At 71.7% G+C, this 18,274-nt stretch carries 20 protein-coding genes and 1 tRNA gene; 14 read left to right on the plus strand and 7 right to left on the minus strand.

Features of this window, described 5'->3' with window-relative positions; all coding sequences use genetic code 11:
* The first annotated feature begins 199 nt into the window (after positions 1–199).
* From ACFWWQ_RS14780 to ACFWWQ_RS14835, 12 genes are all read left to right on the plus strand, one after another.
* On the plus strand, positions 200–409 hold the full coding sequence (locus ACFWWQ_RS14780; RefSeq protein ID WP_384595623.1) for a hypothetical protein: 210 nt from the start codon (positions 200–202) through the stop codon (positions 407–409).
* Entirely contained in the window at positions 406–1,344 is a 939-nt protein-coding gene (locus ACFWWQ_RS14785; RefSeq protein WP_384595626.1) for a DNA cytosine methyltransferase, read from the plus strand. Before ACFWWQ_RS14780 ends, ACFWWQ_RS14785 begins: the two co-directional genes overlap by 4 nt.
* Positions 1,341–1,670, plus strand: coding sequence for a hypothetical protein (locus tag ACFWWQ_RS14790; protein ID WP_384595629.1), 330 nt, complete (start codon positions 1,341–1,343; stop codon positions 1,668–1,670). Before ACFWWQ_RS14785 ends, ACFWWQ_RS14790 begins: the two co-directional genes overlap by 4 nt.
* A 10-nt stretch (positions 1,671–1,680) precedes the next feature.
* Positions 1,681–1,914: a hypothetical protein gene (locus ACFWWQ_RS14795; protein ID WP_384595632.1), complete on the plus strand. Its 234-nt coding sequence runs from the start codon at positions 1,681–1,683 to the stop codon at positions 1,912–1,914.
* 146 nt (positions 1,915–2,060) lie between these two features.
* Entirely contained in the window at positions 2,061–2,246 is a 186-nt protein-coding gene (locus ACFWWQ_RS14800; RefSeq protein WP_384595635.1) for a hypothetical protein, read from the plus strand.
* Positions 2,243–2,596 carry a DUF6251 family protein gene (locus tag ACFWWQ_RS14805; RefSeq protein WP_384595637.1) on the plus strand — a complete coding sequence of 118 codons (354 nt, stop codon included), beginning with the start codon at positions 2,243–2,245 and terminating at the stop codon, positions 2,594–2,596. Before ACFWWQ_RS14800 ends, ACFWWQ_RS14805 begins: the two co-directional genes overlap by 4 nt.
* A gap of 81 nt (positions 2,597–2,677) precedes the next feature.
* Positions 2,678–2,860: a DUF6257 family protein gene (locus tag ACFWWQ_RS14810; RefSeq protein WP_384595640.1), complete on the plus strand. Its 183-nt coding sequence runs from the start codon at positions 2,678–2,680 to the stop codon at positions 2,858–2,860.
* A gap of 87 nt (positions 2,861–2,947) precedes the next feature.
* Positions 2,948–5,221: an FtsK/SpoIIIE domain-containing protein gene (locus ACFWWQ_RS14815; RefSeq protein WP_384595643.1), complete on the plus strand. Its 2,274-nt coding sequence runs from the start codon at positions 2,948–2,950 to the stop codon at positions 5,219–5,221.
* A 381-nt stretch (positions 5,222–5,602) separates the two neighbouring features.
* Entirely contained in the window at positions 5,603–6,469 is an 867-nt protein-coding gene (locus ACFWWQ_RS14820) for a bifunctional DNA primase/polymerase (RefSeq protein ID WP_384595646.1), read from the plus strand.
* 5 nt (positions 6,470–6,474) lie between these two features.
* Positions 6,475–7,950 (plus strand): ATP-binding protein, encoded by a 1,476-nt coding sequence (locus ACFWWQ_RS14825; RefSeq protein ID WP_384595649.1) that lies wholly within the window; start codon positions 6,475–6,477, stop codon positions 7,948–7,950.
* Positions 7,951–8,415: 465 nt separating this feature from the next.
* Positions 8,416–8,613, plus strand: coding sequence for a helix-turn-helix domain-containing protein (locus tag ACFWWQ_RS14830; protein WP_384595652.1), 198 nt, complete (start codon positions 8,416–8,418; stop codon positions 8,611–8,613).
* Positions 8,613–9,758: a tyrosine-type recombinase/integrase gene (locus tag ACFWWQ_RS14835; RefSeq protein ID WP_384595654.1), complete on the plus strand. Its 1,146-nt coding sequence runs from the start codon at positions 8,613–8,615 to the stop codon at positions 9,756–9,758. Before ACFWWQ_RS14830 ends, ACFWWQ_RS14835 begins: the two co-directional genes overlap by 1 nt.
* Before the next feature lie 65 nt (positions 9,759–9,823).
* Here ACFWWQ_RS14835 and ACFWWQ_RS14840 read toward each other — a convergent pair.
* Positions 9,824–9,899: transfer RNA gene (locus ACFWWQ_RS14840), tRNA-Arg, on the minus strand.
* Positions 9,900–10,291: 392 nt separating this feature from the next.
* Between ACFWWQ_RS14840 and ppk2 the strand changes: the two genes are divergently transcribed.
* Entirely contained in the window at positions 10,292–11,119 is an 828-nt protein-coding gene (gene ppk2 / locus ACFWWQ_RS14845) for a polyphosphate kinase 2 (protein ID WP_384595657.1), read from the plus strand.
* A gap of 78 nt (positions 11,120–11,197) precedes the next feature.
* Here the strand turns inward: ppk2 and ACFWWQ_RS14850 are convergent, their stop codons facing one another.
* The 6 genes from ACFWWQ_RS14850 to ACFWWQ_RS14875 form a co-directional block, all read right to left on the minus strand.
* A complete protein-coding gene (locus tag ACFWWQ_RS14850; RefSeq protein WP_384595659.1) occupies positions 11,198–12,436 on the minus strand; it encodes a cytochrome P450 in 1,239 nt (412 codons plus the stop codon).
* 65 nt (positions 12,437–12,501) lie between these two features.
* Positions 12,502–13,896, minus strand: a complete 1,395-nt coding sequence (locus ACFWWQ_RS14855) for an NAD(P)/FAD-dependent oxidoreductase (RefSeq protein ID WP_384595662.1) — start codon at positions 13,894–13,896, stop codon at positions 12,502–12,504.
* Positions 13,886–14,122, minus strand: coding sequence for a ferredoxin (locus tag ACFWWQ_RS14860; protein WP_384595665.1), 237 nt, complete (start codon positions 14,120–14,122; stop codon positions 13,886–13,888). The genes ACFWWQ_RS14855 and ACFWWQ_RS14860 overlap by 11 nt, the downstream gene beginning before the upstream one ends.
* 353 nt (positions 14,123–14,475) lie before the next feature.
* Complete coding sequence (locus tag ACFWWQ_RS14865; RefSeq protein ID WP_384595668.1) at positions 14,476–15,783, minus strand: M6 family metalloprotease domain-containing protein; 1,308 nt, start codon at positions 15,781–15,783, stop codon at positions 14,476–14,478.
* Between the two features lie 42 nt (positions 15,784–15,825).
* Positions 15,826–16,701 carry a rhomboid-like protein gene (locus ACFWWQ_RS14870; RefSeq protein WP_384595671.1) on the minus strand — a complete coding sequence of 292 codons (876 nt, stop codon included), beginning with the start codon at positions 16,699–16,701 and terminating at the stop codon, positions 15,826–15,828.
* An 80-nt stretch (positions 16,702–16,781) separates the two neighbouring features.
* The gene (locus tag ACFWWQ_RS14875; protein WP_384595674.1) at positions 16,782–17,288 is read right to left on the minus strand and encodes a MarR family winged helix-turn-helix transcriptional regulator; all 507 of its coding nucleotides are present in this window, start codon (positions 17,286–17,288) and stop codon (positions 16,782–16,784) included.
* A gap of 158 nt (positions 17,289–17,446) precedes the next feature.
* On the opposite strand from ACFWWQ_RS14875, the gene ACFWWQ_RS14880 reads away from it, so the two are divergent.
* A complete protein-coding gene (locus tag ACFWWQ_RS14880) occupies positions 17,447–18,229 on the plus strand; it encodes a dioxygenase (protein WP_384595677.1) in 783 nt (260 codons plus the stop codon).
* Positions 18,230–18,274 lie beyond the last annotated feature (45 nt).

An 18,274-nucleotide genomic window follows, 5' to 3' on the forward strand; every position in this document is an offset into this window, starting at 1 on the left:
TGGGTGGGGGGGGTCCCGTGCCGGGGGGGGGGGCGCGCCCCCGGGGGGGGGGGGGGGGGGCGCGCCCCCCCCCCCCCCCCCGCGCCCCCCCGCGCCCCCCCCCCCCCCCCCCGACCAGCCGACCCGACTCCACACCGACCGTCGGTCTGACGGCAGTTCCGGAGGGAGTGAGGCGGGTCCGCGTCGAGTGACGGGTCGGGTGCCCGCTGCCGCCCGCGCCACCCGACCCAAGCGGACCGCCGCCGAGCTGCTGGCGGAGGCGCGGACGGTGACGGCCGACTGGTCGGCCGATGACCTGACCGCCGACCGACTCCGCACCGCGCTGCGCGCCTCCGCGAAGAACGCCCGCAGCCTGCGCGACACCCTCCGAGCCGAGCGCGCCACCGCCGGGGATGGGGTGGCGGCGTGAGCGGTCTTCGGATTGGTTCGCTGTGCACCGGCTACGGCGGCCTGGACATGGCCGCCCAGGCCGTCTTCGGAGGCACGGTGGCGTGGGTCGCGGACCCCGACCCCGGCGCCTCCCGGATCCTTGCCCACCACCACCCGCGGGTGCCCAATCTCGGCGACCTCACGGCCGTCGACTGGGCCGACGTCGAGCCGGTGGACGTGGTGACGGCCGGCTACCCGTGTCAGCCGTTCAGCACCGCCGGCCACCGGAAGGGAACCGCCGATGACCGACACATCTGGCCGCACATCGCCCGCGCCCTTCGCGTTCTACGACCCCGCTACGCGGTCTTTGAGAACGTCGCAAACCACCTTCGGCTCGGCTTCGACACCGTCCTCACCCACCTTGCCGCCCTCGGGTTCGATGCGTGGTGGTGCGTTGTACGCGCATCCGACGTCGGCGCCCCACACCAGCGGCGCCGACTGGTCGTCCTCGCGGTTGCTGCCGACGCCCCGCACCTCCGACTCCAACGGAACCGGAACACACGGGGCGGGCGGAGCGGACCTGCGCACGACGATCTCTCTCCTGCCGACGCCGGCGGCACGGGACTGGAAGTCGGGCGAGTCGAACCAGATGGATCGCAACGCCAGGCCGTTGAACGAGGTGGTGGTCAACCTGCTGCCCGATGGGGCCGCTTCGCCCCCGCCATCCGCCGCTGGGAGTACGTCACCGGACGACTCGCTCCCGGGCCAACTGACGCTTTGGGACGACTGAACCCGCCGTTCGTCGAATGGATGATGGGCCTGCCCGCCGGTCATGTCACCGACGTTGCGGGCCTGACCCGCACCCAGCAGCTCCGCGCGCTGGGCAACGGGGTCGTGCCCCAGCAGATTGAAGCCGCCCTCCGCTTCCTGGCACCGACCGCTGTCGGCGCCGGGCGGTGGGAGGCGGCGGCATGAGCGAGCCGATCGCCTACGCCGACCTGTGGCGGCCGGTGATGGAGGCGGCGGGGTGGCGGTGCTGGTGCACCGGCCAGTGCGGCACCCCGCACCGCAAGTCCGACGGCCGCTGCCCCCGCACCCACGACGGCTACACCAGCAAGCACGGCGGCTGGGTTCGTCTCATCGCCGCCCCCGCCGACCCCAGCGTCCCGCCCCTGGCCGCCGCCCAGCTCCCCCCGGCGGACCTGCGGGCCTGGTGCCCCGCCTGCCACACCGGCGCCACCCGCGCCCACCGCAAGACCCACACCGCCCCGCCGCAGACCGACGGCCTGTTCGACCTCTAGGAGATTTGCTGTGACCAGCCAGACCACCGCCCCGACCGTCGAGCAGCAGGGCACTCACCACTGGGTGATCACCGTGGAACTGCCGGGCCGAGCGATGTCGACGCTCCACGGCACCTACACCCCGCCCGCCGGGTGCACCCGCCACGACGTGTTCCAGGCGCTCAAGAACGACATCGCGCGGCAGTCGCCGGATATGGCGCGGGCGAACGTCGTCTTCTTCGCCCTGGAGCCCAACCAGCTCTGACCGGCACCCGAGTCCAGCGCACCACAGCCCCGGTATCTCGCCGTGAGGGCGTCGGATCGAATCCGGCCCGGGGCACCCCGCCGAATCGCACGCCGACGCCCTTCCGGCCTTCGGCAACCACCCCTTGCTCCGACCTGAGGAGACCTGTGTCCCGCGACGAAGAGTTCATTGCCTACATGCGCGCGTTCGAGGCGTCCATGACGCATCTCGGCTCCTGCGCCGCCTGCCAGAACGACCAGCCCTGTGACGTAGGCCGACCGATCCACGCCGAGTTCATCACCCGTCAGGACGCCTGGAACGTGCGTGCCCGGGCCGAAAGGGGACAGTCGTGACGAACCTTCCCGAGCCGGTCCGGGTGGTGCAGCTCCCGGACGGCACCTACACCTACGCCGACGCGGCCCACCTGCCCGCACCGCAGGCGTCCCCGCAGCCGATCGTCCAGCACATCCACCAGGCCCCGCCCGACCGCACCACCCAACGCATCGCGCTGGGCACCGGCATCGGCGCCGGAACCGTCGCGGCCGGCGTCTACTTCGGCCCGCTGCTCGTCGCCGCCCTCTCCTCCATGGCCATCTCCCTTGCCGTCGTCGCGCTCGTCGCCGTCGCCACGGCCTGGGGCGTGGTCACCGTCGTGCGCTCGATCGGCGGGAACGACGGCAAGGTCACCCGCCGTCGGCGCTGACGGTTGCCCAGACGCACCCCGCCCCGCCAGGGCCGGGGTGCGGTGGGGAGCCGGACAGTCCCGCTCCGGAAGGGACCCGACATGGCGAAGCACGACGACCCCAAGCTGACCGCGAGCGAGAAGGCCAAGGTCACCGTCCTGGTGGCCCGCATGTGCAAGCGCAGCGTCGCGGGGGAGGACGTCGACCGCAGCGACCTGGAACGCCGCGTCGACCAGATTCTCGACGGCGCCCGCGAACGCGAAGAGCGCACCGCACAGAAGTGATCTCGCCCCGGGGCGGCCGGACCGCTGCCAGGCCGTACACGGCCGCCCCGGGCCCCACCCGCCTGATGGCAGGACAGGAGCTCCATCATGACCGAAGTCGCGCCCGAAACGATGGGCACCGTGCACGATCTGGCCGACCACCGCGCCACCCGCATCGCGGCCCCGGCGGTCTCCCTGGTCAAAGACGCCACCGCCCCTGACCCGGGCGTCGACACCATCCCGAAGCAGCCGCAGTCGCCCTCCGTTGACGCGGCGTCGGTCTCCTCCAGTCGCTCCCGCCGGGGCATCCGCCGGATGCGCGCACTGGCCACGCACGAGCGGACTCGTACCGCTGCCGGGCTGGTGGTGCGGCACGGCGGCTATTTCGTCGGCGGTACCGGGGTCGTCGTCAAGCGGGGCTGGGAGGGGCGCACCGTCGCCGTGCATCACCGGATGCGGGCCATGGCACTGGCCGCCGGGGATCACGCGGCGGCGGCCGAATGGCAGGACCGGGCCGACCGGTTCCGCCGGGAGCGCCACGACCGACGGATCGAGCTGATCCACAAGGTGCCGACGATGGCCAAGTCCGCCGCGATCGGCACGGCCGCGGCCGAAGGCGCCCTGCTGCTGGTCGGTTTCTGCATGGCGGTCCATGACCGCGAGGTGCATGACGTGGTGGCTCCGACGCTGGCCGCGATCGACGTGGTACGGGCACTGTGCTGGTTCGTGGGGATCGCGTGGGGCCCGGCCCTGGGGCTGGCGCTTCTGGCGGGTCTCGCGCATCTGTGGCGCGCTGGCCACAAGCACGAGACGGCTCCCGTCTGGGCCCGGCCCGCCTCCGCCGCCGCCGCGGACGACATTCCGATCACCCCGTCGATTGTGGTCAAGGCCCTCTCCGACCTGGGCGTCCCCGCCCTGAAGAAGGGAATCAAGGAGATGGCGGACGGGGCCGCCGGAATGCTCGGGCCTATTCGCCTGGCGGGGTGCGGCATCGAGGTCGATGTGACCTTGCCGTCCGGGGTCTCCACGGAGGAGATTCTGGGCAAGCGCCGCAAGCTCGCCGAGAACATGAACCGGCACGAGCACGAGCTGCACATGACGATCCCCCCGATGCCCCGCACGGTGCGCATGTGGGTCGCCGACAGTGGCGCGCTGGATGAGCCGATCGGCCCGTCCCCGCTCGTCACCGACCCCGACATGACGGCTGACTACACCTCGGGTCGAGCGCCGTGGGGCCAGGATCTGCGCGGCGACACGGTGCTCACCTCGCTGTTCCAGCGCCACATGCTCATCACCGGCCTGTCCAACCAGGGTAAGACCGCCAGTCTCCGGGCCCTGGCGCTGTGGCTCGCGCTCGATCCCCGCGTCGAGTTCCGCATCGCCGACCTCAAGGGCGTCGGCGACTGGCAGATGTTCGAGGGCCTGGCCACGGTGCTCATCCAGGGGCCGACCGACGAACACGTCATCGCTGCCACGGAAATGGTCGAAGAGGGTGTAGCGGAGATGGGGCGCCGGATCGATCTGATGCGGGAACTCTCCGCCAAGGGCTGGAGTCAGGACAAGATCCTGGCCGACCCGCGGTTCATCCCCCTGGTGCTCATCGTCGACGAAGCGCAGGTGGCCTACGGGTCCGGCGCCGTGGAGACCTACGTCACCGACAGCGGGGCGGTCCGCAAGGGGGCGCCCTACGGCGGTTCGAAGGCGGACAGCCGCTACTTCCAGGGCGTGAAGAAGGTCCACGATCAGGGGCGCGCGGTGAACGTCACGACCTGGGAGGGCACGCAGGACCCGACGAACGAGAACCTCCCCAAGCGCTCCCGGGAGGGCAACCACATCCGCGCGTCTCTCGTGCTGGGCACCGAGTCGCAAGCCCGCATGGCCGTGGGTGACTCGGCGGTCGACGCCGGTGCGGCACCGCACAAGCTCCGCCAGGGGCTCGACAAGGGCACGCTCGTAGTGGCCGGTGACGGGATCAAACTCGCCCCCGGACAGCCGTCCGTGACGGTCCGAACCCACTTCATCGACGGCGACGCGGCGAAGGAGATCGCCCAGCGGGCAAAAGCACGCCGGACCGGCGCCGAGACGCAGACCGCCGAGGAGACCGCGCAGGACGTCGACCACCTGACCAACGTCCTCGAAGCGTTGGGCGAAGGGAAGCGCATCCAGACCCAAGAGGTCCTGCGTCGGCTCATCAGCAAGCACCCGGATCCGTACGACGGTTGGGAGCTGCACGACCTCACGCGAGTGCTGCGCGAGGCAGGCGCCGAGCCGAAGGCGACACGGGCCGACAACGGCAAAACCGGCGTGGTGTGCGTCTCCCGCGCCCGCATCGAGGCGGCCATCGAGGCACGCGAAGACGCCACCGAGGCCGACACAGAGTAGTCGCCGACTGGTGGAGGCAAGTGGTGGAGGCGCCGGAATCTGATGGAGAACTCCATCAGACGGTCCACCACCCACCTCCACCGCAACCCACCTGCGGAAACGCTGCCTTGATGGACCTGGTGGACCTGAGGGAGGCACCTCCCCAACAGGGACCCACAAGCCCGTTTCCAGGTCCTGAGGCTCCTTCCCGCTCACCTACCTGCTAATTACGCAGAGCAATCGGTGCGGTCCGTGCGCCCGCCCGTCCGCCGCCCCGGCGCAGGACGGCCTGCTCGACCTCTGACCGCCCCCAGACATGGCTAGGGCGGGCCGCGATCTTTTGCCGAGAGGCGGCCCGCCCTGGTCTCCAGTCCAATCCACAGACCTATGGAGGTCTCCAGCATGACCCAACCCACCGACATTCGGCGAGTAGCCCTGGCTCTCGCCTCCACCGGCGTGCCGGTCTTGCCCTTGAGCCGGGGCAAGCGGCCCGTCGCCAACTGCGGTAGCTGCACGAAGAGCGCCTGCGGGGACCGTCCGCACATGCTCGCCGCGGGCCCGTGCCGGTGCCCGTCGCCGTGCCACGGCTGGGCCGCCGCCACCACCGACCCCGACGTCCTCACCTCCCCCTCCTGGGCCCCCGCCTGGCGCGGCGCTTCCGCTGTCGCCTACCACCCCGGCGGCGCCGGGCTGACCGTCGTGGACCTCGACGACGACGCGGCGGTTGCCTGGGCCCGCGCCGCCCTGCCGCGGACCCGGACCGTGGCCACCACTCGCGGGGAACACTGGATCTACCAGGGCGCCATGCGTTCCGCGAATGGCGTGCGGCCGGGCGTGGACATCAAGAGCCTGATGTCCTACGCCCGTTGGCTTGGACCCGGCACCGGCATCACCACCTCCCTACCGGGCGCCGTCCGCGCCCTGCTGGAGCGTGACCAGCCCACCCAGGCCAGGACCGCGCACGCCGCCGCCCGGCCCCCGCTCGTCATGTCGGCCGCGCCGGGCGGCGGCGGGGCGTGCCCGCACCGCAGTCCCGCCTACCTGGAACGCGGCATCGCCATGGCCGTCCAGCGCATCACCGACGCCCGCACCGCCATCCACAACACGACCTACGGCGCTTTCCTCGCCGTCCTGTCCACCCATGGCCGGTGCGGCTGCCTCACCGACGCCCACATCCAGCAGCTGTTCACCGCCGCCCACGCCCGGGGCGAATCGCCCCGGCACTGCACGGACGCCTGGGCCAACGCCCAAACGGCTCTGGGGATGTGAGGGCGGTGTCCGAGGACGAGAAGACTCCGGCCCGCGAGGTCATCACCGACTACGCGCAGGCCCACTTCCGCTACTTCCGCACCGTCGACGGCATGGTCTACGCCCAGCGCAACGGGCACCCTGTCGCCCGCCCCATCCGCTCCCAGGGCACGACCGGCAGCCACCGCCAGGAACTCATGGTCGGGCTCTTTCACGACGGGGTCGGCGTGTTCAACGGCACCGCACTTAAGGAGGCATTGGACTTGATCGAAGCACTCGCCCTCTCCCAGGACGTGCAGGCCACTCACATCCGGGTCGCCCCCGGCTTTGACGGCGCCACTTGGCTCGACCTGGGACGCGACGACGGCCAATCCGTCCGCGTCCACCCCACCGGCTGGACCATCGCCATCCCCGACCCCCGCGAAGTGTGCTGGCGACGCACCCAGCTCACCGGCGAACTCCCCCTCCCCGTCAAGGACACGGACGGCAAGGGCATCGACGCCCTGCTGGGACTGACCAACTTCGCCACCCCGGACACCGAATGCCTCGCGCTGGCCTGGCTCGTCGGCTGTCTGGAGCCCTCCGTGCCCGTCCCCGCACCGTTCCTCACCGGCCCCCAGGGCGCCGGTAAAAGCACTGCCGGGCGCATGCTGGTGCGGATCATCGAGGGCATGAGCGGCGACCTTCGCCGAGCCCCCAAGGACGAAGAAAGCCTCATCACTGCCGTCGCGGCAGGGTGGATCACCGCCCTGGACAACCTCTCCCACCTGGCCCCGGACCTGTCCGACTTGATGTGCTGCATCGTCACCGGCGCCGAGTCCATCAAGCGCGCCCTGTTCAGCGACGGCGACGTGTACCGCTCCCGCTACCGCCGCCCCCTCCTCCTGACCGGCATCGACGTCGGCGTCATCCGCCCCGACCTCGCCGAACGCCTCCTGCCCCTGCGTCTAGAGCGCCCCCGCGTCCGGCGCACCGAAGCTGAGCTGTGGGCCGACTTCGCCGAGGCGCTGCCGGTCATCCTCGGCTCGCTCCTCGACCTCACCGTCAAGGTCCGGGCCGCCATCGCGCAGACGCCCACCGACCTGCGCATGGCCGACTTCGCCCACCTGTGCGCCCAGTTCGACATGGCCACCGGCCTTTCCTCGCTGTCCGCCTACCGGGCCAGCCTGGACGACCTCAACGACGACGTGATCGAAGGCGACCTGCTCGCGCAGACCGTCCTGCAGCACGCCGCCGACCTCGAACCCGGGACGGAAGAGCGGATGACCTCCTCCGAGTGGCTGGACTGCCTCAGCCGCCTCCACAGCGGCGACGACTGCCGCCCCCTGCCTAAAGGGTGGCCGACCACCGGAAAAGTCCTCTCAGACCGCCTCAAGCGCCTCCAGCCCACCTTCGCCGCCCGGGGCGTTGTGGTCGACTGGGGCCGCACTCGCACCGCCCGCTACATCGCCATGACCCGGCCCGTACCCGAACCCCTGCACCAACAGGGCTCGCTGTACTGACAGACCGGCTCCCCACCAGAGGAAAGGCAAGAGGAGCACCGGCGCCGGGTGCTCCTCTTGCCTTTCGGCGCCACGCGCCGCCCCAAGGACGCGCCGCGAAGCGGCTCCTTCTTTCCAACGCGCGCGCCATACAAGAACCACCCCCTTCTCTTGTCCTAAAAGAGGAGGTCTTGCGTCACCACGTCATTCGACACCGGCAAAACGGCCCCTGACCTGCTTCAACGGCCGTGACACAGACGCCCGAAAACCGCGTCACACCGCGTCACCCGCGTCACAGGCCAGTGACACAGCCTCCAGGTCGTGACAGACACCTAACGGCGCCCCGTCACACAAACTCGCTGGTCAAGCGCCTGCATGACGTGTCTGACGCAGTGACGCAGAAATCTGCACCTCGGACAGGCGCGCTCGCGCGCAAGACCGCTGAGCCCCACCAACTCAACAGAGAACCGGCCCGTGGAGGCAGCCGTGAGCAAAGCTCCGCCCACCTCGATCGACGCGCTGATGGTCCCGGAGGTCATGACGGCACTGCGCCTCAGCCGCAGCAAGGTCTACGACCTCATCCGCTCCCGCCAGCTCGAAAGCTTCACCATCGGCCGGTCCCGCCGGATCGCTGCCGACTCCCTCCGCAACTTCATGTCCGAGCGAATCGAGGAGGCCGCCTGATGGCGCGCAAGAGGAACCCCAACGGCGCCGGCAGCATCTGGCAGCGCAAGGACGGCCGCTACGAGGGCCGCGTCTACGTCCCCCAGCCCGACGGCACCAGCAAGCGCAAGACCGTCTACGGCGCCACCTGGGAAGAGTGCGACGAGAAGCGCCAGGAGCTGGTCCGTCGCGCCCGACAGGGCATCCCTACGCCGACACGGTCGGCCAAGCTCTCCGAGTGGCTGCCGTACTGGCTGGAGCACTACGTCCAGCCGCGCCGGAAGCTCAGCACGTACGACAAGTACGAGTCCCATGTACGCCTGTACTTGGTGCCCCTGGTGGGCGCCAAGCGGCTGGAATCGCTGAGCGTCGCCGACGTACGCCGCTTCATCACCAAGGTGCAGACCGCCCAGACAGCCGCGACCGCCAAGGAAGCCCACAGGGTTCTACGGACCGCGCTGACCGCGGCCGTGCGGGAAGAGCTGATCACGCGGAACGTCGCATCGTTGGTGGAACCGCCACGCGTCAAGCAGAGGGAGATCCACCCGTGGAGCCTGGACGAGACGCTGGCCTTCCTGGAGGCTGCGCGCCGAGACCCGCTGTACGCCGCGTTCGTGCTGGCCATCGCCATGGGGCTGCGCCGCGGTGAGCTGGTGGGTCTGCGGTGGTCGGACGTGGACCTCGACAACCGCGTGCTCCACGTCCGTCACCAGACCCAGCGCCGCCGGGGCACTCTGTACGACGACGACCCGAAGAGCCGTCGCAGCCGCGTGGTACCGATGCCCTCGCTCTGCGTCGCGCCGCTCCGCTGGCATCGGCTGCGGCAGCGAAAGGCGTTCGCAGAGTCGGGGGTCGAGTGGACCGTCGGCGGCTACGTCTTCGCCACAAAGAACGGTCGGCCGGTGGAGCCGCGCAACGTCTACCGCTCCTTCACGCGGGTCGCCGCTGGCGCGGATCTGCGGGTGGTTCGGTTGCACGACGCTCGGCACGGCTGCGCGACGCTGCTGACCGCCGCCGGTGTGGCACCGCGGGTCATCATGGAGATCCTCGGGCACAGCCAGATCAGCATCACGATGGACGTGTACACGCACGTCGTGCACGACACCCAGCGTGAGGCGATCAGCCACATGGACCGGCTGCTGAGGCGCCGCAAGCCGACCGTCTGAGGGTGACTGCCGTCAAAGGGTGCCGTCAAAAAGGCCCGGACCGTAATCGGTCCGGGCCTTTTGCCTGGTGCCCCCGGCAGGATTCGAACCTGCGACACCCGCTTTAGGAGAGCGGTGCTCTATCCCCTGAGCTACGGAGGCGGGGCCTTGCGGTGGACCTGGATGAGGCTCGGGGTGAGGTCTCGGACGGTCCTGGCAAGGGGCTGGGCCGCCACGGTGGGAAGCCCAGGACAGGGTAGCGGATGAGAGCGGGGGCGTGGGGGCCGGTTGAGGGCTCGGCGTGCGGTTTGGCTCGCGGGTGGTGCCCGGTGCCGTCCACGGGGCCGGGCGGACGTGCCGGGCGTGTGGCCCCTGCGCCCCTCCCCCGGACGCCACCTCGACGACGCCTTCCACTGCCCGGCCCTCTCCCGCGAGCACCGGCCGGGCGCTGACCCTCTGCCGCGCCATGGTCCGGGTGCGGCCGCCGGGCGGTGCCTGCCCCGTTCGGCCCGTACGCCTGACCTCACCACTGTTTTTCCTCGTACCGTCGATGCATGGCGGAAGCGAAGGGGAAAGGCGGCAGTGGCCGCCGCAGGCTGTCGCGGTCGCGGTACGAGCGGGAGCTGTTCCGGTTGCAGACGGAACTGGTGAAGCTCCAGGAGTGGGTGCGGGGTGAGGGGGCCCGGCTCGTCGTCGTCTTCGAGGGGCGTGACGCGGCCGGGAAAGGGAGCACCATCAAACGCGTCACCGAACACCTCAACCCCCGGGTGGCGCGGATCGCGGCGCTGCCCCGGCCCACCGAACGCGAGCGGACCCAGTGGTACTTCCAGCGCTATACGGAACATCTCCCCGCGGCGGGTGAGATCGTCCTCTTCGACCGCAGCTGGTACAACCGGGCCGGTGTCGAGCGGGTCATGGGGTTCTGCACACCGGCCGAGCACCAGCGTTTCCTCCGCCAGTGCCCGATTTTCGAGCGGATGCTGGTCGAGGACGGGATCCTGCTGCGCAAGTACTGGTTCTCGGTGAGCGACGAGGTACAGGAACAGCGCTTCCGGCGTCGGCTCGAAGACCCCGTGCGGCGCTGGAAACTCTCCCCCGTGGACCTCCAGTCGCTGACCCGTTGGGAGGCATACTCACAGGCCAAGGACGAGATGTTCGTGCACACCGACATCGCGGAGGTGCCGTGGTACGTCGTCGAGAGCGACGACAAGCGCCGGGCCCGGCTGAACATGATCGCCCATCTGCTGTCGACGGTGCCGTACACCGACATCACCCCGCCGGTGCTCGAACTGCCGCCGCGCCCACCGGCCACGGGTTACCGGCGCCCGCCACGGGACCTTCAGAACTACGTTCCCGACCACGCCGCCGGTCTGGAGAAGTGACGGCACGGCGGCGGGCCGAGCCCAGCCCCGGTCCGGCCCCAGCCCCGAGGTCCAGGCCAGGAGGGTGCGGGCCGCCCTCTATTCCCTCACCCCCTCAAAAGTGAGAGGCAGATGCCGCGGCCCCCGCAGGACCGCGTTGCGGCGGTACGGGGGCGGGTCTTCGGCCAGGCGGGGGTTGTCCAGGCGGCGGGCCAGTTCGGTGAGGGCCAGTTGGGCCTCCAGGCGGGCCAGGGGAGCGCCGAAGCAGGTGTGGATGCCGCTGCCGAAGCTCAGGTGCTGGTTGTCGGGGCGGTCGGGGAGGAAACGGTCGGGGTCGGGGAAGCGGTGGGGGTCGCGGTTGCCGGAGGCGAGGAGGAGCCAGAGGGAGGCGCCCTTGGGGATGGTGGTTCCGGCGATGTCGATGTCCGTCAACGTGGTGCGCTGCGGGAGGAGTTGGACGGGGGGATCGAAACGCAGGAGTTCCTCGATGAAGGGGGCCGCGAGGGACGGCTGGTCGCGTAGGCGCGGGAGGAGGTCGGGGTTGCGGAGGAGGGCGAGCATGCCGTTGGTGATGAGGTTGACCGTGGTTTCGTGGCCGGCGATCAGCAGGAGGGCCGCGATGCTGACCATCTCCAGAGGGGACAGCTTGCCGTCCGGGCCGTGGTCGGCGGCCATGGCGGAGAGCATGTCGTCCCGGGGGGCGCGGCGGCGTTCCTCGATCAGACCGGCGAGGTAGGCGGCGAGGTCGGCGCGGGCCCGCCGGACGTTCTGCAGCTGCGCCTCGCGCTCCTCCGGCGTGCCCTGGACGGGGTCGAGCCCGGCGGCGAGGGTGTCGGCCCAGACGTGGAAGCGGGGCTCGTCCTCGCGCGGGACGCCGAGCAGGCGGCAGATCACCGTGACGGGGAAGGGGTAGGCGAGGCTGTCGACGAGGTCGATGTGGTCGCGGTCCCGGAAGCCGTCGATGAGGTGGGTCACGATCCCGGCCAGTTCGCCGCGCATCTCGGCCACCCGCCGTGGGGTGTGCGGCGGGCCGAACGGCCGCATCGCCAGGTCGCGCAGCCGGTCGTGCTCGGGAGGGTCGAGGCGCAGGAACGTCGGCGGCAGGTTCGGGTCCTCCTCCTGGCCCAGGAGCGTGGCGGCCTCCGGGTTCAGGTTGCGGACGTCGGAGCTGACCCGCGGGTCGTGCAGCAGTTCCTGGATCTCCCAGTACGTGCTGACCAGGTAGGGGCCCGTTTCGTCCCGTAGCACCGGGGTCTTCCGTAGCTCCGCGTAGAGGGGGTAGGGGTTGGCGCGGTGGGCGGGGTCGAGGATCTGACGCAGGGGTGAGGCCGACGTCATGGCGGTTCCTTCCGGGGCTTCGGTCGGGCGGTCTGAGGGGACCCCGATGAGGGGCGTGCGCCGGGTCACGCGCGCCGTGGAGTGAACGAGAGGCGCCGGTCGGCGGGGGAGTGGCCGCTGAGGGTGACGGTGGGGCCGTGGGTGGGGAGCGAGGGGTCGGGGAAACCGGCCGCCACCGGGTGGAGCCCCTCGGGCCGCCGGTCCACGGTGGGGAACTCCGGCGGGAACGGTGCCGCCCGCTCGATCTGCCGCTCGTAGAACTCCAGCCATTTCCCCTGGTCGAAGGTGGTGGCGGCGATGACGCGGCCCTGGTGGCCGTAGACCGCGGTGAAACGGCGCTCGGTGAGCGACCCCTGGGTGACGAGGAGCTGGTCGGCCATGGGCGGGACGCCGACGGACTTGATGTTGACGCCGAACTGCGCGGACCAGAACGACGGCATCCACAGGTGCGGGCGCCGGTCCGCACCGGCGCTCACCATGTTGTGGGCGGCGGTCTCGGCCTGCGCGACCGCGTTGCCCCAGTGCTCCAGGGAGAGGAACTGGTAGCCGAAGAGCGGGTGCGGAGAGCGGGCGACGTCCCCGGCGACGAAGATGTTGTCGGTGACGATGCCCCGTACGTCGAAGGCGCGGCATCCGGCGTCGCAGGCGATGCCGCGGGGACCGGCGGCGAGGCCGGAGCCCGCGAGCCATTCGGTGTTGCGGGTCGCGCCCAGGCAGACGACCACCACGTCCGCCTCGACGGCCGTGCCGTCCGAGAAATGGGCGCGCCGCACCCGCCCCGCCGAGTCCCCTTCCAGGCCGGTGACCTGCACTCCGCACCGCAGATCGACGCCGTGCGCGCGTTGCAGCTCGGCGGCGACCTCGCCGATCACACCGCCGAGCGCGCCGACCAGCGGGGCCGGGCCGCGTTCCGCGACGGTGACGGACAGTCCCCGCTCGCGGCAGGCGGAGGCGATCTCGGAACCGGTGAATCCGGCGCCGATCACCAGCACCCGCCGCGGACCGGCCGACAACCGGTGGTGCAGCCGGGCCGCGTGGTCCCGGGTGCGCAGCACGAACACCCCGTCCAGATCGGACTCCAGCTCGTGCGGCCAGCGGCGGGAGCGGACGCCGGTGGCGATCAGCAGCCGGTCGTAGGGGACGGTGTCGCCGTCGGCGAGCGCCACCCGCTTGGCAGCCGGGTCCAGACCGGTGGCCGCGGTGCCGAGCCGCCACTCTGCGTCGACGGCGCGGCGCCGCGGCAGCGCCGTGTGGTCCGGGGGGACGCGGCCGAGCAGGACCTGTTTGGACAACGGCGGCCGGTCGTACGGTGCGTGGGGCTCGTCGCCGATCATGGTGAGCGTGCCGTGGAAGCCTTCGGCGCGGAGCGTCTCGGCGGCCCGCAGCCCCGCGAGCGAGGCGCCGACGATGACGATGCGGCCCTCGCGGCGGAACGCCTCCAGGTAGCCGTCAACCGACACGGGGCCCACCTGCCCGTCCGGTGGCCGGTGCCAGCCTCTCGTCCTCGACGGTGATGGCCCGGACAGGGCAGGCGTGCGCGGCGCGGAGCACCTGTGGGCGCTCCGCGTCGTCGGGTTGCGGGTCGTACATCAGCGCCTCCGCGCCGTGCAGCGCGAACACGTCGGGCGCGAGGAAGGCACACTGCGCGTACCCCTGGCACCGGTTGAGATCGACGACAAGCCTCATCGGGTCTGCGCTCCTTCACGACGTGGTCGTACGCACCGCCGCCCCGCCCGGTCGGCACGCACGCCGGAAACAGCCCGCCCCGGGTCCAGCATCGGAGGGGGCCCGGGGCGGTGCACTTCCACCGGGGCGACGGGGTGACCCGTGTGCCCCGTCAGCCGGTCCTCCGTTGTTCGTGGGTCGGACGGGCCGGAGCGGCACGTCCCGCAGGGACCGCGGCGGGGAGAACACCGCGAACAGCGCCGCCGACCACATGCCCGGCGCACAGATCCACAGGGCGGGGCGCAGCCCGGCGCCGGTGGCGAGCGCGCCGCCTCAACGGGGCGCCTGACCTCGACCCCTGGCGCACCGTCGACTCATGCGTCCGGTGGCGACGGCAGCGAAGGCGGCCGCACGCGGATGCGGAACGTGCCGTCAGGGGCGGTCCCGAGCACGGTGAGGGCGGTGCCGCTGCTCTGGTCGGTGAAGGTGCTGCCGGGGCGGTAGGTGGCGTCGGAGAGTTCGGCGTCGACGTAGCGGTCGCCGGTGTGGCAGCCGCCGCTGCCCGGCGTCGCGTCCATGACCTGGAGCGGGGCGCTGCCGGAGCGGACATCGGCCGACACGCGGTAGACGAGGACGCCCGGACGGCACAGGGCGGGATCGAGCGGCCCCCGGGTGCGCGCCTCCGCGACGAGGGCGGTGTGGGCGGACGTCGGGATGACGGCGATCTTCGTACCGCCCGGGGTGGGCAGCGGTGTCAGCGTGTGGTCGGCCACCGGGCTGCCCGGCGTCACACAGTCGACCTGATCGGCGGCGAGCCAGCCGAGCTTCCATTTGTGCCAGCCGAGGAAGTCGTTGCTCGGGCCCCAGTCCTCGTCCATAGGGTCCCAGTGCCCGACCGCGGGCGGCGCCTCGCGCCCGTCGGTGAAGTAGAGATCGGGCAGCCCGAAGGAGTGGGCGTTTTCGTGGTTTACCACCCGGAAGGCGCTCGGCCCTGGCTGTCTGCTCCAGAGGAACGACACGTTGCGGAACGGCACACCGTCGTCGGTCCGCAGCCCCATGTCGCCGCCGCTGAACGTCACCGACAGGACCGTACGGGTCGCGGATGGGCCCGCGTTGGGGGCGGCGATGACGTTGACGAGGTCGTAGTCGCGGAAGTCGACGGAGGCGTCGACGGCGTGGACGATCTCGCGTGCGAGGGCGTGGTAACCGCTGTCCGAGCCCGCGTCGAAGGTGGCGCCGCGCTGGATGCCGTACGCGGCGAGCGGCTTCGTCATGTGCAGCCAGCGCAGCAGCGGCGCGGCGCGGTAGTGGAGGCGGCCGTACGAGCTGCGGCGGAAGTAGTCGGACGCGGCGGGGAAGAACTCCGCGTACCGGGCGCGCGGGCTGATGGTGGCGCGGGCGTCCGGGAAGTCGATGAAGAGGGTGAGGGCCTTCACGGTGCCGCGGGCGGGCGCGTAGCCCTTGGGGGTGGCGGTGGTCTCGCCGACGTCGTCGCTGACGCCGCTCAGGGCGCAGGGGCCGTGCCGTCCGCCGGGCGGTGCGGGGCCGGTGGGTATGTCGGGGGGCTGGGGGCCGGCCGCCCCCGGGGGTATGGAGAGCGGGGCGGGGGGTCCGCACAGCGCTATCGCCGCGGCCGCAGCCGACGCGCCTGCGGCGAGAGCCGCGGATATGCACCGCTTCATACGGCTCACCCTCCGGCGCCCGACGGGTGTGCGCGCGCGGAGTTACGTCATCCGGCGGGCGCGCCGGATTCCCGGCTTCCGGTGTGGCAGAGGAGTGACGGGCCCCGGCTCCGCGGTGCGGAGGGCTCCGTTCCCGTCGGCGCCTCCGGGTACGCCGGTGGCCGTCGCGTTCCCGCCTTTCGCCGTCGGCGCCGTGGCCCCGGGGCGCCCGGCCGTCCCGGAGGTGCCCTGGGTGAGCGGCCGGCAGGCGAACCCGATCAGTGCGGCGGCGAAGTGCCCGACGTCGGTGAAACTGCAGCTGACCAGCAGCGGCGCACCGTAGAAGGCGAGGACGCCGAGCGCGTAGGCGTACCGCCAGGGTCCGGTGAGGCGGTACGCGAGGACGGCCACGACCCCGGCCAGCGCATAACTGACGCCCACGTCCAGGGTGTTGACCGCCGCGGGCGGGGCGGCGCCCGTATGGATGGCGACGGCCAGGACCCCTTCGCTCAGATACGTCGCGCCGATGTGCGCGGTGCCGAGGACGGCGAGCCAGCGCCGGGTGCCGAGCCAGCGTTCGGCGGGGACGTGGACGAGGTGGTAGAGCACGAAGTAGAGCGGCCAGCCGCCGCCGTCGAGCCACAGTGCGCTGGTGAGGAGTACCCGGCCCGGCGAGTGCAGCAGGTTGTGGATGTTGGTCGAGCGCTGCTGGAGGAAGTCCTCCAGGACATCCGGGCTGAACCGGTGCATGACCACCGACGTCACCAGCAGGATCCCCAGCCAGAGGAAGGTGCCCGGCGCCCGGCACAGATAGGCCCACAGGCGCCCGGCGAAGCCGCCCGGCGGTGCAGGGGAGCCGGTGGGCGGCCGTCGTATGCGGTGTCGCGTGCGCGTCGGGCGGGATATCCGACCGGCGGCGAACGTGGACCTGGCGCGCATAGCGGACAAATTACCAAGGGGCGGGTGGCGGGGCCTGGGGGAGGGTGGGCCGAGTGCCCCGGAGGGCGCTCCGTCCTGCCTCAGCGGAGCCAGGGCAGGTCGGCGCCCTTCGGCTGCAGGCCGTCCGCCATGGCCCGGCAGATCTCGGCCAGTTGGCCGACCTGTTCGGGGGAGAGGCGGTCGAAGAGCGCGCCGCGCACCGCGGCGACATGTCCGGGCGCCGCCTTCTCCAGCACGCGCATCCCCTCGTCGGTGAGGTGGGCGAGCTGGCCGCGCCTGTCCGACGGGCAGTTCTCGCGCCGTACCCAGCCGTTCTTCTCCAGGCGGGCGACGGCGTGCGAGAGCCGCGAGCGGGTGATCTTGGCGTTCTGGGCCAGTTCGGTCATGCGCATCCGGCGCCGGGGGGCGCGCGAGAGCTGGACGAGCAGGCCGTAGTAGACGTGCGGCATGCCGGCGTCACGTTGCAGCTGGCGATCGAGATGATCCTCCAGCAGCGTGGTGGCGTGGAGGTATGACTGCCAGGCGTATTGCTCCTCGTCGCTGAGCCAGCGCGGCTCGGCTGCGGGTTCGGTGCTCATGCCATCCATTCTCGCACCGCCCCGCCCATTCTTGAAGATTTAACAAATGCCGGGGAGGGGAGTAGCGTGGAAACAGGCACTTGAAAGTTCAAGTAGTAGATCCCTCGGGAGGTGCCCGTAAGGGCCCGCCCGGGTCCCGTAGCCATGACGTTTGCCGGGGAGTTGCGATGTCCGAGATGCCGATGCCGGCCCTCTATCTCAGCCACGGCGCGCCGCCGCTCGCCGACGACGCGCTCTGGCCCGGCCAGCTGGCGGCGTGGTCCGCCGCCCTGCCGCGCCCCACCGCCGTACTGATCGTCTCGGCCCACTGGGAGGAGGCCCCGCTCGCCCTCGGCGCGACGGTCACCACGCCGCTGGTGTACGACTTCTGGGGCTTCCCGGAGCACTACTACCGCGTGCGGTACGCGGCGCCCGGCGCGCCGGAGCTGGCCGACCGGATCCGCCGCACGCTGCGGACGGCCGGTACGCCGGTGCAGGACATCCCGGACCGCGGGCTCGACCACGGCGCGTACGTCCCGCTCGTCGAGATGTTCCCGCAGGCCGATGTGCCGGTCCTGCAGATATCGATGCCGACGCTCGACCCCCGTGCGCTCTTCGCCCTCGGCCGCAAGCTGGCGCCGCTGCGCGACGAAGGGGTGCTGATCGTCGGCAGCGGTTTCTTCACCCACAACCTCGCCGCGCTGCGGCATCAGGGGCCGGGGGCGCCGTCCTGGTCGGCGGAGTTCGACGACTGGGGGCGGCGGGCCCTGGAGGACGCCGACCTCGACGCGCTCTTCGACTTCGGCCACAAGGCCCCCGCGGGGCAGCTGGCCCACCCGCGTACCGAGCACTTCGCGCCGCTGTTCGTCACGCTCGGCGCCGCGGACGCACACGGCCAGCTCGGGGACGGGCGGAGCGTGATCGACGGGTTCTGGATGGGGCTGGCGAAGCGGTCGGTGCAGTTCGGCTGAGGCCGGGCCGGGGGCCGCCGGGGCGGCTCGACTGAGGCCCGGTCC

Origin of the sequence: Streptomyces sp. NPDC059080 (assembly GCF_042739975.1) — a bacterium.
In the GTDB taxonomy this organism is placed as follows: domain Bacteria; phylum Actinomycetota; class Actinomycetes; order Streptomycetales; family Streptomycetaceae; genus Streptomyces; species Streptomyces benahoarensis.